13 protein-coding genes are annotated in these 15695 nt (G+C 72.2%); 4 read left to right on the plus strand and 9 right to left on the minus strand.

Annotation, left to right across the window (positions count from 1 at the left end):
* The 6 genes from BN6_RS26635 to BN6_RS26660 all read right to left on the minus strand — a co-directional run bounded on the left by BN6_RS26635 (nucleotide 1) and on the right by BN6_RS26660 (nucleotide 7523).
* The gene (locus BN6_RS26635) at nucleotides 1-261 is read right to left on the minus strand and encodes an acyl carrier protein (protein ID WP_041318215.1); all 261 of its coding nucleotides are present in this window, start codon (nucleotides 259-261) and stop codon (nucleotides 1-3) included.
* A 337-nt stretch (nucleotides 262-598) separates the two neighbouring features.
* On the minus strand, nucleotides 599-1789 hold the full coding sequence (locus BN6_RS26640; RefSeq protein WP_015102884.1) for a cytochrome P450: 1191 nt from the start codon (nucleotides 1787-1789) through the stop codon (nucleotides 599-601).
* A 66-nt stretch (nucleotides 1790-1855) separates the two neighbouring features.
* Nucleotides 1856-3091, minus strand: coding sequence for a cytochrome P450 (locus tag BN6_RS26645; protein WP_015102885.1), 1236 nt, complete (start codon nucleotides 3089-3091; stop codon nucleotides 1856-1858).
* Between the two features lie 74 nt (nucleotides 3092-3165).
* Nucleotides 3166-4446, minus strand: coding sequence for an aminotransferase class V-fold PLP-dependent enzyme (locus BN6_RS26650; protein ID WP_015102886.1), 1281 nt, complete (start codon nucleotides 4444-4446; stop codon nucleotides 3166-3168).
* A gap of 225 nt (nucleotides 4447-4671) precedes the next feature.
* Nucleotides 4672-5925, minus strand: coding sequence for a flavin-containing monooxygenase (locus BN6_RS26655; RefSeq protein ID WP_015102887.1), 1254 nt, complete (start codon nucleotides 5923-5925; stop codon nucleotides 4672-4674).
* A 41-nt stretch (nucleotides 5926-5966) separates the two neighbouring features.
* The gene (locus tag BN6_RS26660; protein WP_015102888.1) at nucleotides 5967-7523 is read right to left on the minus strand and encodes a bifunctional NAD(P)/FAD-dependent oxidoreductase/class I SAM-dependent methyltransferase; all 1557 of its coding nucleotides are present in this window, start codon (nucleotides 7521-7523) and stop codon (nucleotides 5967-5969) included.
* A gap of 50 nt (nucleotides 7524-7573) precedes the next feature.
* Here BN6_RS26660 and BN6_RS26665 point away from each other — a divergent pair, with 50 nt between their 5' ends.
* The gene (locus tag BN6_RS26665; protein ID WP_015102889.1) at nucleotides 7574-8149 is read left to right on the plus strand and encodes a helix-turn-helix domain-containing protein; all 576 of its coding nucleotides are present in this window, start codon (nucleotides 7574-7576) and stop codon (nucleotides 8147-8149) included.
* A gap of 153 nt (nucleotides 8150-8302) precedes the next feature.
* Here BN6_RS26665 and BN6_RS26670 read toward each other — a convergent pair whose 3' ends face one another.
* The 3 genes from BN6_RS26670 to BN6_RS49755 all read right to left on the minus strand — a co-directional run bounded on the left by BN6_RS26670 (nucleotide 8303) and on the right by BN6_RS49755 (nucleotide 11735).
* Nucleotides 8303-8941, minus strand: coding sequence for a response regulator transcription factor (locus tag BN6_RS26670; protein WP_158509437.1), 639 nt, complete (start codon nucleotides 8939-8941; stop codon nucleotides 8303-8305).
* A 1391-nt stretch (nucleotides 8942-10332) separates the two neighbouring features.
* Nucleotides 10333-11034, minus strand: a complete 702-nt coding sequence (locus BN6_RS26675; protein ID WP_015102891.1) for a Clp protease N-terminal domain-containing protein — start codon at nucleotides 11032-11034, stop codon at nucleotides 10333-10335.
* Nucleotides 11035-11612: 578 nt separating this feature from the next.
* Nucleotides 11613-11735 (minus strand): hypothetical protein, encoded by a 123-nt coding sequence (locus tag BN6_RS49755; RefSeq protein ID WP_015102893.1) that lies wholly within the window; start codon nucleotides 11733-11735, stop codon nucleotides 11613-11615.
* 297 nt (nucleotides 11736-12032) lie between these two features.
* Here BN6_RS49755 and BN6_RS26680 point away from each other — a divergent pair, with 297 nt between their 5' ends.
* The 3 genes from BN6_RS26680 (at nucleotide 12033) to BN6_RS26690 (ending at nucleotide 15391) form a co-directional block, all read left to right on the plus strand.
* Nucleotides 12033-12503, plus strand: a complete 471-nt coding sequence (locus BN6_RS26680; RefSeq protein WP_158509438.1) for an acyltransferase domain-containing protein — start codon at nucleotides 12033-12035, stop codon at nucleotides 12501-12503.
* 223 nt (nucleotides 12504-12726) lie between these two features.
* Nucleotides 12727-13260, plus strand: a complete 534-nt coding sequence (locus BN6_RS48075; protein ID WP_015102896.1) for a LysR family transcriptional regulator — start codon at nucleotides 12727-12729, stop codon at nucleotides 13258-13260.
* 142 nt (nucleotides 13261-13402) lie between these two features.
* The gene (locus BN6_RS26690; RefSeq protein WP_015102897.1) at nucleotides 13403-15391 is read left to right on the plus strand and encodes an NHL repeat-containing protein; all 1989 of its coding nucleotides are present in this window, start codon (nucleotides 13403-13405) and stop codon (nucleotides 15389-15391) included.
* Nucleotides 15392-15695 lie beyond the last annotated feature (304 nt).

The raw sequence follows: 15695 nt of genomic DNA on the forward strand, positions 1-15695 counted from the left end.
TCAGTCGTCGTGCGGGCTCGTGCTCGCGCCGGCCACGTGCGCGGCCAGCGCGGCGATGGTGGGGAACTCCCACGTCAGCGTGTCCGGAAGCGGCACCCCCAGCTCCTTCGCGAGGTCGCCGACCAGCGCGACGCTCGACACCGAGCTCAGGCCGTTGGCGATGAAGGACTCGTCGACGTCAACCTCCTCGGGGCCGATCCCCCGCGCGGTGGCGATCCGGGCGACCAGCCAGTCCTCGACCTGTCGCCGGTCGACGGGCATCCCCACGGTGCGTTCCTCCCCCGAGAGCCGGTCGAACCCGCGTCGTCCGGCACCGCGCGCCCAGGGCGCGACGGGCCCGCCGGCGGCGGGGCGCGCGGCCCCACCGTGATCCACCGTCCCAAGTGCTGGGAGCCGGTTCGCGGATTCGGATCAACACCTAAACTCCACGAGTGCCCACGGGTGTGGACAGCCCCGTGGGAGCGGACGATGTGCCGCGCCAAAGTGCGCTCCATCGCGCCTCGACCCTTTTCCCCACAAGGGCTTCGCCTGGTGCCGAGGCACGCCGAAGACCGGCCCGCCGCAGCGGCGGGCCGGTTCCGGTGTGCTCAGCGGCGGATCAGGCGGCGTGGACCTCCAAGGGCAGGTTGGCCAGGGACCGGAGCACGTTGTGGCGGCGCGGCCGCGGTGGGCCCGCCAGTTCGAGGGTGCGGACCTGCCGGGCCAGCGCGGTCAGCAGGCCCTCCGCCTCGAACCGGGCGGTCGCCGCGCCCACGCAGGAGTGGATGCCCGTGCCGAGCGCGAGGTGCGGCGCGGCGCGGCGCCGGATGTCGAAGCGGTCGGGCCGCTCCCACCGGCGCGGGTCGCGGTTGGCCGCGCCCAGGAAGCACAGCACCTTCTCCTTGGCCGGGATCACCGCGCCGGCCAGCCGCACCTCACCGGTGGTGGTGCGGAAGAAGTGCTGGACGGGGGTGTAGTACCGCAAGGCCTCGTCGAAGGCCGCGCGGGCGAGCGCCGGGTCGTCCCGCAGCGCCGCCCACTGGTCGGGGTTGACGGCGAGCAGGTACAGGGTCCAGGACAGGGCGTCGATGGTGGAGTCGAGGCCCGCCGAGATCAGTGAGCGCACCAGCAGGCCCGCCTCGTCCTCGGTGGCCTCACCGCGGTCCACGGCGGAGTAGACGGCCGCGCCCAGGCCGTCGGCGCGCAGCGAACCACGCCGGCACTGCTCGGTGAACCACTCGTGCAGCGGCATCCCCGCCGCCATCGCCGCCCGCGCGATCTCGTTGCGCGGGCCGAACAGGTTGAAGGCCATGTCCCCGTAGCGGAGCAGCTTCTCCCCGCCGCCCGGGGCGAGGCCGAACGCCTCCGGGAACGCCCGCAACAGGTACGCCTGCGCCAGGTCGGTCACGCCGTCGAACCGACCGCGCGCCACGACCGCGGCCACCGCCTCCTCGGCGTGCCGCTCGAACCCCGGCCGCAGGCGCTCGATCGCCCGCGGCGACATCGCCCGGGTGGTGATCCGCCGGGGCCGGGTGTGCGCCGGCGGGTCGGCCTCCACCAGCAGGCTTGGGCTCCGCCACGGTTCCTCGTGCCAGAAGTTGGCGAGCCCCACGCCCGCGGCCGAGCAGAACCTCTCGTAGTCCCGCAGCACCGCGTGGACCTCGGTGTAGCGGGCCACCGCCCACACCCGGTAGCGGTCGAGGTAGACCACCGGGCCCGCTTCGCGCAGCCGCTCGTGGAACGGGTCGGGGTCGCGCTGGAACTCCTCGGCGAACGGATCGATGTCCAGGACCGGAACGTCGGTCTGCACCTGATAACCCCCATCTCTCGCGGAGAACCGCCGGCCGCCGCCGGCCGATCGGGTGCCGCCGGCCGATCAGGTGGCGATCGGCAGCCGCACGTAGCCGTGCAGGGCCAGACCGGGTCGGCGTTCACCCGGACCGGTGACCTCCAGCCTCGGGAAGGCGCGCAGCAGCGCGGGGAACGCGACCTGGGCCTCCAACCGGGCCAGGGCCGCGCCGAGGCAGTAGTGGATGCCGCCGCCGAAGGACAGCGGCGGTTGGCCGGACCGGTCCAGGCGCAACCGGTCCGGCTCGTCGAACACCTCCGGGTCGCGGTTGGCCGCGCCGAGCACCAGCACGGTGCGCCGGCCGGCCTCGATCGGCTGCCCGTCGAGCACCACGTCCTCGGCCGCGGTGCGGGCGAACAGGAACTGCAGCGGCGGGTCGAACCGCAGCAGCTCCTCGACCGCCGGTCCGGCGAGCCCGTCCTCGGCGCGCAACCGGTCGGCCTGGTCGGGGTGGTCCAGCAACGCGACCAGGCCGTTGGAGAGCAGGCCCGTGGTGGTCTCGAACCCGGCGGCCCACAGCAGCGCCGCCATGGTGGTCACCTCCTCGCCGCTGAGGCCGGGCTCGTCCCCGGCCGGGGCGACCAAGGCCGAGAGCAGGTCGTCGCGCGGGTGCGCGCGGCGCTGCGCGGCCAGGTCGTCGAGGTAGTCCCGGATCACCACCGCGGCCGCGTCCGCCCGCCGCACGGTGGCCGGGTCCAGCGCGTTGACCACGCCGGTCCAGTCCCGCACCAGCGTCTGGAACATCGGCCGGTCCGGACCCGGGATGCCGAGCAGCTCGCCGATCACGGTGACCGGCACCGGGTAGGCGAACTCGTCGACGAAGCAGCACCCGCCGGAGAGCCGGTCCAGCGCCTCGGCCACGAGCCGCTCGACCGCGGGCCGCAGCGCGGCGACCCGGCGGCCGTTGAACGCCCTGGACACGACCCGCCGCAGCCGGGTGTGCTCGGGCGGGTTGAGGTGCCCGAGGCTGGTGAAGAACAACCGCAGCGACGGCCGTTCCCGCCAGTCGGCGTACCCGGCGCGGACCAGCATCCCGCCCACCTGCTTGGTCAGCCGGGGGTCCCGGGCGGCCGCCTCGACCAGCCGGTAGCCGGTGATCACCAGCTCGCCGCCCGGCCCGGTGACCGCCGGGCCGAAGCCGTGCAGCCGCCGGTAGGTCGGGTAGGGCCCGGCCTGGACCTCCGGCACGGTGAACAGCGCGGCGGCCAGTTCCGCCGCCCCCTGCCGCACCGCCCGGTCACGTTCCGGCGAATCGGTCTCCATCGTGCTCAGATCCCTCCTTGCGCGGTGCACGGGCCAGGGGCCCGGTGCGCGATGAACGTTCGGGAGACGCGTGCTCAACCGGGCAGGAACCGCTCGTTCGGGTGCTCAGTCGACCAGAACCCCTTCTCCGCCGTGCCCACCGACTCGACGAGCAGGTCCACCTCGGCCGCGGTGTTGTAGACGCCGAACGACGCCCGCACGGACCCGACCAGACCGAGGCTGTCGAGCAAGGGCGTGGCGCAGTGCACGCCGGTGCGGGTGGCGATGCCGAAGGAGTCGAGGTGGCTGCCGACGTCGTTGGGGTGCACGCCGTCGACGTTGAAGGAGACGATGCCGCCCAGCGGCGCCTGCGCGCCGTACACGGTGACGCCGTCCAGGGCGCGCAGCCCCTCGGCGGCCCGCGCGGCCAGCGCCGCGTCGTGCTCCCCCACCGCGTCCCGACCGAGTTCGTCGAGGTAGTCCATCGCGGCCGCGATGCCCACCATGCCCGCGATGTTGGGCGAGCCGGCCTCGAACCTCAGGGGCGGGCGCGCGCCGAGCGGGCCGTCCGCGTAGGTGGCGATCGGGGTCATGCCGCCGCCGAGCAGCAGCGGTTCCAGCCGGGCGAAGTGCTCCGCCTTGCCGTACAGCACGCCCACGCCGTGCGGGCCGTACATCTTGTGCCCTGAGAAGCAGTAGAAGTCGGCGTCGAGGTCCCGCACGTCGACCTTCCGGTGCGCGACGGCCTGCGCGCCGTCCACGACCACGACGATGCCGCGCGCGTGCGCCTCCGCGGCGATCTCGCGCACCGGGTTCACCGTGCCCTGCACGTTGGAGACGTGGGCCACGGCGATCACCCGCGTCCGGTCGGTGATCTTCGCCCGGAAGGCGTCCAGCGACGGCTCGCCGTGCTCGTCGACGTCGGCGACCTGGAGGGTGGCCCCCGTCCGCGCGCACAGCTCGCGCCACGGGAGCAGGTTGGAGTGGTGTTCGAGCCCGCTGATCAGGACCTCGTCGCCGGAGGAGACGACCTGCGGCCCGAAGCCGTGCGCCACCAGGTTCAGCGACTCGGTCGCGCTCTTGGTGAACACGACCTCGGACGCGTCGGCGGCGTTGAGGAAGTCTCGGACTCGCTCGCGCGACCGCATGAAGCGGCCCGTCGCCCGCATCCCGAGCGCGTGCACGCCACGTCCGACGTTGCTGTGGTCGTTGGTGTAGTAGCCGTACATCGCGGTCAGCACCTGCTGCGGCACGTGCGTGGTGGCGGCGTTGTCCAGGTATACCGGCGTTCTGCCGTCGAGGTCCGTGCCGAGGATCGGGAAGTCGGCCCGGACGTCGCGCGGCAGGCCGGCGGGGGTGTTGTGCTCAGCTGACATCAGCGCACCTAACAGAGAGGGAGGAAGGGCGTCGACGAACGTCGGCGGAACCGACGTCGTCGGGTGCCGGCGCGGACCTGTTCCGCGCCGGCGATCACCGGGTCGGCCCGTGACGGCGGCCCGGTGCCGGGCCCCGCGGACAACGTTCGCGAGACCGCACCGGTACGAGCAAGCCCGAGGGGTGCGGACGATGCGCCGCACGGAAGTGCGCACCTCGGTGCGCGGTCAGGCTTCGCGCCGGTCGACGATGTGCTCCACGATGTGCGCGGCGTCCGCGCCGGCTCCGACGACCACCGACGACGCCATGGAGTGCAGCCAGGGCAACCCGACCGCGTACAGCCCGGGGTGGGTGGTGACGCCCCTGGTGTGCCGCGGGAAGCCGTACTCGTCGAACACCGGCAGGTCGACCCAGCCGAAGTCGAGCCGGTACCCGGTGGCCCACACGACGGACCCGATCCCGGCGTCGGCGAGGTCGAGCTCCGTGCCGGCGTCCCGCACCGGCGAGTCGTCGGTCGGACGGCGGTCGTCGGGCGGCACGTCGAGCCCGGCCGCCGCGGCGTAGGCGTCGAACAGCCGCCGTTGCGTCTTGTCGAACTGGGCCTCGCCGAACGCCAGCCGCTCGGCCAGGTCGTCGTGGAACCGCACCTTCGTGCCGTCCGCCGACTCCAGCCGGCCGTGCAGCGCGACGCCGTCCCGGGCGAGCTGCCGCAGGTCGATGCTGTGGCCGCCGCCCTGGCCGGAAAGCAGCGGGTTGCGGTCGAACCGCGCGGCCGGCGGCGGCGGCTTGAGCACCACGCCCACCTCCGCCCCGTGCAGGTGCACCTGGAGCAGCCACCAGCCGATGTCGCGACCCCGGTATCGGCGGGGGGCGGTCGCGAACGTCGAGACCGCCAGGTGGACCTCACGACCCGCCCGGTGCAACTCCTCGGCGATCTGCGCGCCGGACTGGCCGGCGCCCACCACGAGCACGCCGCCGTCGGCCAACTGCCCCGGCCTGCGGTAGTCGCCGGAGTGCAACTGCTGGACGTGCGCGGAGACGTGGTCGGACGCGGCTGGGATTTTCGCCCGCGGGTACGGCCCGGTCGCCAGCACCACGTCGCGCGCCCGGAACGTCGTGCCGCCGGCATTTGCCACCAGGTCGCCGTCCGCAGCGGTCAGGCGGGTCACCTCGGTCCCGAGCCGGGCCGGCGGGTCGAAACCGGCCGCGTAGCGCGCCAGGTGCGCCACCACCTCGTCGCGCGCCATGTAACCGTCCGGGTCGTCGCCGTCGTAGGGCATCCCCGGCAGCTGGATGGTGAAGTTCGGCAGGACCAGGTGGAACTCGTCCCACCGGTCGTGCCAGCTCCCGCCGAGCCGGTCCCGCCGGTCGAGGACCAGGTGCTCCACCCCGGCCCCGGTCAGCCAGTAGCTCATGGCCAGCCCCGCCTGACCGCCTCCGATCACGAGCGTGTCGATCCGTTCCACCGTTCCCCCGGTCATGTCTGCTCCATCCCCTGTTGGTCACGTGCTCGCGCGGGCCGTCACCGCGGCCGGTCGGCGGCTCGCCGGGTCGCGCGCAGCACCGCGTCGGTGAGCGTGATCGGCTGCCCGTCCGGCGCGGTGGCCGGGCGCTGCGGTGCCGAGGCGGTGATGTCCCACTCCGCCGGGTCCAGCAGGGCGGCGACCTGCTCGGCGGTGGACATCAGGTGCGGCAGGCGCGGGCGGCGCAGCTCCGCCACGTCCAGGTCGGCCGGGTGGTGGCCGACGACCAGCAGCGTCCCGCCCGGTCGGACGGCCGCCGCCAGCCGCCGGTACAAGTCCTCGCGCACGGCCCCGGGCAGGTGCAGGTACTGCACCGACACCAGGTCGAACTGCTCGGGGGCGGGGTCCCACGCCGTCACGTCGGCCTGCTGCCAGGTGACCTCCACGCCCGCCTCGGCAGCCTGCCGGGCGGCCCTGTCCAGCGCGGTCCGCGCCAGGTCGACCCCGGTGACCTTCCACCCGCGCTCGGCCAGCCAGATGGCGTCCGCGCCCTCGCCGCTGCCCACGTCCAGCGCGGTGCCGGGCGCGAGGTCGGCGGCGGTGGTGGTCACGTGCCGGTTGACCTTCCCGCTCCAGACCCGCTCCCCCGTCCCGTACCGCTGTTCCCAGTAGTCGCCCGACAGCAGCCGGCTGACCAGCTTGGTGTCCTCGGCGACGAGGTCGGCGTTGATCGCGGCGCCCGCGGCCGCCCCGGCGGCGGCGGCGCCGACCACCTGCGCGCTGAGGTCGGTGATGTTGCCGGCGACCCACACCCCGGGCGTCTCGGTCAGCCCGGTCGGTCCGGCCGCGATCGACTCGCCGATGCCCTGCGAGTGCGGGGTCGGCGCGAGACCCAGGTCGGCGAGCACGCCCGAGTTGGCCACCAAGCGCGGCGCGACGACCACCGCCGAGCAGGCCACGACGGCCCCGCCGGCCAGCCGGACGCCGGTGAGCCGGTCGTCGGCCACCTCCAGCGCCTCCACCATCCCGTCGACCACCTCGATGCCCCAGGCGGTCAACTGGGCCACCTGCTGCTCGGTCACCGCCGGACCGGTGTGCTGGAAGAAGGTCACCGCCGAGGCGAGCTGCCGGAACATCAGCGCCTGGCGCACGGCCCACTCGGTGTGCGTGGCGAGCACGCCCACGGGCAGGTCGCGCAGCTCCCAGCCGTGGCAGCTCGGGCAGTGCACCACGTCGCGGCCCCAGCGCTGCGCCACGCCGGGGACGTCGGGCAGTTCGTCGGCGAGGCCGGTGGTCACCAGCAACCGCCGCGCCTCGACCGTCCCGCCGTCGTCCAAGTCCACCTCGAACCCGTCGTCGGCCCGGCGCGCCGCGACAGCCGTGCCGGACAGCACAAGCCCGCCGAAGCGCTCGACCTCCGCGCGCCCGGCCTCGACGAGCTCGCGCGGACCGATCCCGTCACGGGAGAGGAACCCGTGCACGGCGTGCGAAGACGCGTTGCGCGGCGCCCCGGCGTCCACCACGACCACCGAGCGGCGGGAGCGGCCGAGCGCGACCGCGCCGCTCAGCCCGGCGGCGCCGCCGCCGAGCACCGCAACGTCGAATTTCCGTGTCATGGCACCACCTTCGGTGCCCGGCGGCCGGGAGACCAACTAAAGTTGCGAGAATGGCAAACCTCGAAGAGGTGCTGGCCGGAGTCGGGTCCAGGCTGCGCGCGATCCGCAAACGACGCGGGATGACGCTCACCGAGGTGGCGGCCTGTACGGGTCTCTCGGTGTCCACGCTGTCGCGGGTGGAGGCCGGTCGCCGCCGCCCCACCCTGGAACTCCTGCTGCCGCTGGCCCAAGAGTACGGCGTGCAGATCGACGAGCTCATCGGCGCGCCGCCCACCGGCGACCCGCGCATCCACCTGCTCCCGGTGCAGCGCAACGGCATCACGTTCATCCCGCTGACCCGCCGGCCCGGCGGCCTGCTGGCGCACAAGGCGATCATCCCGCCGCGCCGCCGCCCGCCGCAGTTGCGGGTGCACGAGGGCTACGAGTGGATGTACGTGCTCAACGGCCGCCTCCGGTTGGTCCTCGGCGACGAGGTCCTGGTTCTCAGCGAGGGCGAGGCGGCCGAGTTCGACACCCACGTGCCGCACTGGTTCGACAGCGCCGACCCCACCCCCGTCGAGGTGCTCATCCTGTTCGGCCGCCAAGGCGAACGCGCCCACCTGCGCGCCCGCTCCGTGCCGCGGTAGCGGCCCGCCACGTCCGGGAACCCGGGCCGCACCCCGGGTTCTCGCACCACCCGTTGACATCGCAGACCGACCCGCGCGTTGCCCACCGCCCAGAGGGCCGGCGGTTCCGGTCCTCCCGCACCGCGCGTTCCCGGGTGCCGGCCGGGACGCCGGTCACCGCCTCTGGGCTGGCACCGTGTCGTCGCGCAGCATCTGGGCGACGAAGTGCGCCCGACTGGGCGAGTTCACCTTGTTGAGCACGGACGAGACGTGCCGCTTGGCGCTGTGCAAGGAGATTCCCACCTTGTCGGCGATCTGCCGGTTGCTCAACCCCTCCAGCAGCAGGGCGATGACGTCGCGCTCGCGCGGGCTGAAGTAGGGCTGGTGCCGAGACCGCGGCACGTCACCCGATCGGGCGCGGTCGAGCAGGTAGTTCGCGACGGGGGCGGGCATCGGCATTTCCCCGCGGATCAGCGCCCGCAACGTGCTGTCCAGCGTCGCTTCCGTGATGTCGTGCACCATGAGGTAGCCGTCCGCGTGCGTCCGGGCGGCCATGGCCAGGTGTTCCGGGTCGGCCCTGGTGACAAGTTCCAGGATTCGGCTGGTGGGAAAGGTGAGCCGGAGGTCGTCGGCGATCTCGTCGGGCGCGCAGCAACTGACTATGACGACGTCAGCCGCCCAACCACCGCCGCGCGCCCGTAACGCGCCGAACAACTCCTCCACATTTCGATGGCATTCCAGCGTGCTGATCCACTCAAGTCGTCGAAGCATTGTCTCCAGACCGCAGCGGAGCACTTCGAGCGATTCGAGCACAGCGACATCCATGGTGTTCGGCCCTTCTCAGATCGTCGAAGCACGTGACCGGACGCCGCAGCGGTTGGCGGGATTCGACCGCGCCCGGACGGTTCTCCGACGATTTCCGCCGGCCGGAGCGCGTTTCACGGACGAATCCACCCCGGGGGCGGAGCTCGTCGACCGTCCGGCCGCACCACCGGGACGTCGGTCTCGAAGAAGTCGAATGGCGGCGAGCCCGACGGGCCGGCGGCGCAGCGGATCCGGACAATGGCGCCCGAAGATCCCGACGTCCGGCCGAATGCCGATCGCGCACCCGCGTGATCGTCCCGGCAGCACTGCGGCGGCGCCGCGACGAGCCCGGCGACCGCCGCCGTCACGGCGGTGCCCCAAAGCCGGGCGCCACGACTCCACCGCCTACTCGGAACTGCGAAAAGAGGGCTCTACCCGACCGGCGTGGCCTTTTCACCCCAGACACCCTGGTCGTCGCGCCCCAGCCGCCCCCGGCCCCTGGCACGGGGTCGGGTCGCCACCCGCGACATCGCGGCGGTCCGCGAGCGCGGCACCAGGCAGGCCGATTCGGCGCCAACCGGTTACGTTGCATCAGTCAGGTGAACCGGGGTGACGCCCGGACATTGCGCGCGGTAGGATTGACCATCCGCAACGGGCCGGGCGGAAGTGAGTCGCCCATTGGTCGTGCGCACTCGAACGAGCGCGGCGTACAGGATATCAATCGGACTGCCCGCGCTGTTTCGCGACAACAACTTCTCCCGGCCGGCGATATCACCCGCACCAGTGATACCCTGCTGCCCACGCGCGGCGACAACGGCGAGCACAGCGACAACCGGCCGCGCACCGGCCCGTGTCCGGTCGTGGTGTCTCCTGGCACGAGATCCGTAACACCGCATTTCGAGGCCCCCTCGTCGCGTACCGCCACCAGCCCCCGGAGCGGACGTCACAACCTATGGAATTCACTTATAGCACCGGATATTTCACCGGTCAAGACACGGTGTGAACAGCTGGAGGAACTCCAGCACAACACATTTCACGTTCCGCACGCGCACGCCGCCCGTCCACTCCCGCGCTGTGATCATTTTCGGGCCCGCACGACGTCCAACCGATCGGCCATCGCGGCGAGAGCCCCACGCCGACGGGGACGACGGCAGCGGGCGCGGCGCGAGGGGCAGCGGCGAGCGGCGGGGACGGGCGCGGCGGCAAGGGGGCGCGATGAGCGCCGCGGCGGCGGGCGGCGAGTACCGCTGCGCAGCGCCTTCGAGCTGTTTCGGGCCAACAACCTTGGCAAGATCCGGACCCCGGCGGCACGGGCGCTCTCGACACCCCGATCGTGTCCACGCGTCGGGGGCGACGCCACGCGCTACCGGTGTTCCTCGACCTCCAACGAGATCGTCTCCTCAGTGGCCCGCGAGTCCGTGGGCCGCGAGCCAAGCCTCGACCGCGTTCTTGTCGACGCCCAGACCGGTGAGGACCACCGCGCCAACGCCCTGCTCGTCGGCCAGTACCGCGAGCAGGATGTGCTCCGTGCCGACGTACTGGTGGCCGAGCCGCTGCGCCTCCCGGACGCTCACGTCGATGACGTTCTTGCCGCGCAACGTGTACGGGATCTGCTCGGGAACCGCGCCGCGCGGCGGGCCGAGGGCGTCGTGCACCGCCGCGCGCAACCGGTCGGGCGTGACGCGTTCGGCCAGCACCTTCGACGCCACCCCCTCCGGCTGGCTGAGCAGCGCGAGCACGATGTGCTCGGTGCCGACGTAGTCGTGCTCGGCGGCGCGCGCCTCGTCCTGGCTCGCGGCGATGACCGCCTTGGCGCGCGGGGTGAAGCGTTCGAGCGCCGCGCCCGGGTCGCCGGCGGCGGATTTGGGCACGAACCTCTTCTGGACCGCCTGCCTGGTCACCCCCATGCTCTTGCCGATCTCGGTCCAGGTGGCACCGGTGTTGCGGGCCTCGGCCACGAAGTGACCGATGAGCTGGTCGGCGGCCTCACCGAGCCGATCGGACACGGTCACCGCGTCGGCGAGGTGGGCCAGCGCGTCACCGCCCGGGTTGAGCCCGGCCACGAAGCCGATCAGTTCGTCTAGCTGCACTGGTTCATCCATGACGCAACCCTAGGTTGACAAACTTCTCGTTGTCAACCTGAGGTTGCCCACCGTTCGGGGCCAGGTCAGCCCACCCACACCAGGTCACTCTCCGCCACGCCAGTCCACCCCGCCAGGCCAGTCAGTCCCCGCCAGGCCAGTCAGTCCCCGCCAGGCCAGTCAGTCCCCGCCAGGCCAGTCAGTCCCCGCCAGGCCAGTCAGTCCCCGCCGGTCCGGTCCGGCCCGCGGGGTCAGCCCACCTCCCCGGCAGCCGCTCTCCTCTCTGCTGGATCCAGCGGTGCTCCGCGTACAGCGGGTTCGACACGGGTGGCTCGGGCTCGCCGCGCAGGCAGTCACCGAGCCGGTCGGTCCGCTTGTGCACGACCTCCGGCGCGGCGGGTGCCGACCAGACGTCCAAACAGTAGGTCTTCTCCCCGTCGTGACGGCCGGAGCCGCGCACCCGCGCCCGGCACTCGCCCGGCCAGGGCGGTGTCTCCCAGCGGTCGCCCGGGGGACGCGTGGTCCGCCGACGCGTTGCGCGCCGGGCTCGACCGCATCACCTCCACCAGCTCCAGCACCCGATCGGTCGCACCGTGGAATCACCGGTCCACTGTGGACACCAGTGGTTCCACGGTGCTCCCCTCGGCCGGGACCAGGCTCATCGTGAACTGCCCCTCGGACAGCGAGCCGATCCCGCCGACCAGCGTCGGTGGGATCGGCACCGGACAATCCCGCGTCACCGGTCCTGTCGACAGCTGCCCCTGCGCACCCACAGCGACCCTCCGCCCAACCCTGGCGGCAGCGGTACACCTCGCCGCCCGGGGCCGGACAGGGTGAAACCGTCCAGTCCGCCCCAGTGCTCGGTGTCGCAGCCATCGCCGAACACCGTGCGCCCGTCGGCCTCCAGCTCGCCGCAGACCACGCTCGACTGAGGACAACCCCAAGACCCTGAGACGTCGCGTGGTGGGTGGCAGTTCGACAATGCCCGGAGTTTTGTGGAGCCATTCGGCGGGTCGTCCTTGGCCGTCATCTTCCAGGCGATCGACGAAGCCTGCACCGCCCTCAACCCGCACCTTCCCCAACCGCTGCAAGATGTCGTGTTCGGGGACGGCATCGACACCCTCGACCGCACCGAATACGCCCAATCGGCCATCTTCACCGTCGAAACCGCCCTGTTCCGATTCTGCCAGCACCGGGGAATCAACCCCTCAGTCCACATCGGACACTCCATCAGCGAAATCACTGCCGCACACATCTCCGACAGCCTCACACTGCCTCACGCCGCACGCCTGATCACCCACCCGCGCCCCACTCATGCAACGACTCCCACCAGGCGAAGCCATGGTTTCGATTCCGGTCAGCGCCGACGAGGGCGCACCGCTGATCGACGGCAGCGACACCATCGCCTCGCCGCACGGGGGATGCCGGAGGACACCGCGCTCGCCGAACGGCTGGACGACGGTGCCGGGCGGCTGGCCGCCAACCCCTGAGTTCGGCTTCGCGATCATCACCGCCACCGCCCCCTGACCCGCCGGAACCTCCTCCCCTGACAGGCTCGCGCCCGACGACCGCGCGGCCGAACCAGGCCCCGAAGCCCGGTCTGGCCCCGAACGCGCCCAAGCCCGGTGGACATCCGACGGTTGTAGGTTGATCACCAGATGGGGCGCGTGGACCCGATCGGCCCGCTGTCGGCGGTGGCCAGGGGGAGGCGTGATGGCGGAATTGGGCCTCGGTTCGGTGCGCGCTTTCGTCGCGGTGGCGGACAACCGGCACTTCGGCGAGGCCGCTGCGCAGCTCGGCACCACCCAGCAGGCGGTGTCCAAGGGGATCGCCAAGCTGGAGGCGACGATCGACTCCGTGCTGCTCTCGCGCCTGCGCGCCGGGACCGGGCTGTCCCGCGCGGGCGAGGTGTTGCTCCCCCACACCCGCGCGCTGCTGGCCACCGCCGACCACGCTCTGACCGTGCTGTCCGGCCGTCTGGTCGTAGGTCTGCTCGACACCGGGCCGCGCCGGCACTCGCAGTTGCGCCGCGACCTCCTGAGCATCTCCCAACGGATGCTCTCCCTCCCCTTGCGCAACCGCGAACGCGACGGCCTGGTGACCCGCGCCGTAACGCCGGCCATGCCACCACGGGTCGACTACGGACTGATCGAGGCGGGTCGCGCTCCTGCGGGCCGCTGCGGGCGTCGGTGGCGCGGGCCGAGGAGCACCGGGACCACTTGGCCGCCGAGTCGCGCCCGCTCCTGAAGCCCCCGTCTCGGGTCGCGACCGGCACACCCGACGCCGCGCTTTCGGCGGTGGCGCGGCGTCCGTAAGGTGCCTTGTGATCGTGGGGCGCACTCGGCACGGTAGGTGGGTCGGCCCGCCCACCCCTCGACAGGAGTGCGTGATGCGCCTCTTGCCCGTCGTATTCGCCCTGGCGTTGCTCGTTTTCGGCACACCGGCGATCGCAGCGCCCGCGCCCGGCGCCGATACCTACGCCTACACCGCCTCGACCGTCGAATCGTCCTTTGTGGAGGGTACGACCAACGCCTGGATCACCGGCGACGACGTGGGCACGTGGATCGACCTGCCGTTCAAATTGCCGTTCTACGGAACGATGTACGAGCGCGCCGTGATCAGGGTCGACGGCTCTCTCGGCTTCGCCGGGAACAGTCCCACGCAGCCGCCCAAGCAGATCCCGTCGCCGAACCAGCCCAACGGCAGCGTGTACGCATTCTGGGACGACCTGGTGGTCGACGCCGAAGCGAGCGTGTGGACCGGGACCGACGGCGTCGCACCGAACCGGCGTTTCATCGTCGAGTGGCGCAACGTGACGCTGAAGTCGGTGCCCGGCAGCAGGTTGACCGCCGAGGTGGTGTTCGGCGAGAACGGCGTGATCCTGCTCCAGTACCGGGGCCTGGACCAGCCCGCCGAACGCGGCGCGACCGCCCTGGTCGGGGTCGAGAACGCCGACGGCACCAGCGCCTTCGTGTGGTCGGAGAACGAGGCGAAGCTGTCGGACGGCGTGGCCGTCCGGTTGCACGTACCCGGCACCGCGATCGCCCGTGGCCGGATCACCGATGCCAACACCGGCCGGTACCTGTACAGCGCCAAGGTGTCCACGACCTTGGGCGGCCGGACCACGAGCACCTCGGTGGACTACCTCGGCACCTACCAGCTCGAAGTCTCCGCGACCGATCCTCGCATCACGGTGAGCCTCGACGGATCACCGCCGGTGGTCCTGGCACCCGGATCCGTGCCGGAGCACACGGTGCTCACGCTGGACCACGCGTTCAAGACACCGATCTTGGACCCGCCGCCGAACGTACTGGAGATCACCGTGCCGGCCGGCGGGAAGACCACGGCGTCGGCACCGGTCCACAACTCCGGCACCGCACCCGGTTCCTGGACGACGGTCCGGGAGATCGCCGGCGGCTCCACGCCGCCCCGACCCGGCGCGTCCGGCCCGCTGCGCTCCTGGGACCCCAAGGCTTCCGGCGTCGAGAAAAGCTACGGCGTGGCGGAGTTGAACGGCGACGTGTGGCTCAGCTCGCCGTCCACGCACCAGTTGACCCGCCTCACCCCGGAGGGCGTCGTACGCGACCGGACGACGTTGCCCGACACCGAGAAGCCGGCGGACCTCGCGCTGGTGGGCGACAAGTTGTGCTACGTCAACAGTTCGACGTACGACGGCGGCGCGGTGATCCACTGCGTGCGCCCCCTGACCGGCGAGGTCACCCCGTTGCTGACGACGGTCCCCCACGTCGTGGGAGGGACGAGCGGCTTGGCCTACAACCCGGCCTCCGACGTCTTCCACCTGATCGACGACCGGACGGTGTGGACCGTCAAGGGCACCTCGCACCCGGACGTGGGCGCGCTGGTGTCGTCGTGCCTGATCAAGTTCAGCCGGTGGGACCCGAACTACTACCCGGAGGGCGCCGCACTGGGCCCGCACGGCGACATCTGGGTCTACGAGTCCACCGGCGACTACAACGGCCGCACCGGCCGGATCGAACTGATCGACCCCACCGACTGTCAGTCCGGTGACCTGCTCGGCTGGTCGCCCATCCCCAGCCCGTACAACGCGGGCGGCATGGAATCGGACGCGGCGGGCAACGTCTGGGCCTACACCGCCCCGCGCTTCGCCGGCCCGTTCCCCCCGACCGGCCCGGCGAACATCAGCCTGTTCCAAACCCGCTACCCGATCTACACGGAGCTGCCGTGGCTCTCGTCCGGCACGGCCCCCACCATCGCGCCGGGAGCGACCGGGCAGGCCGTGGTCGACATCGACGCGACGACCCTGCGGCCGGGTGTGCACAACGTCGCCTTGGACCTGCGCACCACTAGTCCGGGCAACCCCAGCCTCGGCATACCCATCCGCCTCACCGTGACGTGATAGGCCACCCGCGGAAGTGATCGACCGTCGGCCTCCGGCAATGTCGGAGGCCGACGACGTCACCCTCCCGGGAGGCCAGCCTTCGAGCGGCTGCTTCAGCCGAGGCGGGACTCGATCCTGCGGCGCTGGTGGGGGCGGTCGAGGAAGCGTTCGACGCGCTTCCAGGTGCCGTCACCTGAGGAGAACGTCAGGTACACGCCGTAGGTGCCGGTTCGCCGGGCGCGAGGTTCTCCCAGTCCTGCTGGGCGATCGCGCCGGCTTCCTCGCACAGTGTCCGGTATGGATCGGCTCAGCGGTCGGTGTG

This window comes from Saccharothrix espanaensis DSM 44229, from assembly GCF_000328705.1.
GTDB classification, from domain to species: Bacteria; Actinomycetota; Actinomycetes; order Mycobacteriales; family Pseudonocardiaceae; genus Actinosynnema; species Actinosynnema espanaense.

Excerpts from the sequence above, each read along its gene's own strand:
- BN6_RS26635 (WP_041318215.1), bottom strand. The coding sequence starts at position 261 with ATGCCCGTCGACCGGCGACAGGTCGAGGACTGGCTGGTCGCCCGGATC.
- BN6_RS26645 (WP_015102885.1), bottom strand. The coding sequence starts at position 3,091 with ATGGAGACCGATTCGCCGGAACGTGACCGGGCGGTGCGGCAGGGGGCG.
- BN6_RS26650 (WP_015102886.1), bottom strand. The coding sequence starts at position 4,446 with ATGTCAGCTGAGCACAACACCCCCGCCGGCCTGCCGCGCGACGTCCGG.
- BN6_RS26655 (WP_015102887.1), bottom strand. The coding sequence starts at position 5,925 with ATGACCGGGGGAACGGTGGAACGGATCGACACGCTCGTGATCGGAGGC.
- BN6_RS26660 (WP_015102888.1), bottom strand. The coding sequence starts at position 7,523 with ATGACACGGAAATTCGACGTTGCGGTGCTCGGCGGCGGCGCCGCCGGG.
- BN6_RS26665 (WP_015102889.1), top strand. The coding sequence starts at position 7,574 with ATGGCAAACCTCGAAGAGGTGCTGGCCGGAGTCGGGTCCAGGCTGCGC.
- BN6_RS26675 (WP_015102891.1), bottom strand. The coding sequence starts at position 11,034 with ATGGATGAACCAGTGCAGCTAGACGAACTGATCGGCTTCGTGGCCGGG.
- BN6_RS48075 (WP_015102896.1), top strand. The coding sequence starts at position 12,727 with ATGGCGGAATTGGGCCTCGGTTCGGTGCGCGCTTTCGTCGCGGTGGCG.
- BN6_RS26690 (WP_015102897.1), top strand. The coding sequence starts at position 13,403 with ATGCGCCTCTTGCCCGTCGTATTCGCCCTGGCGTTGCTCGTTTTCGGC.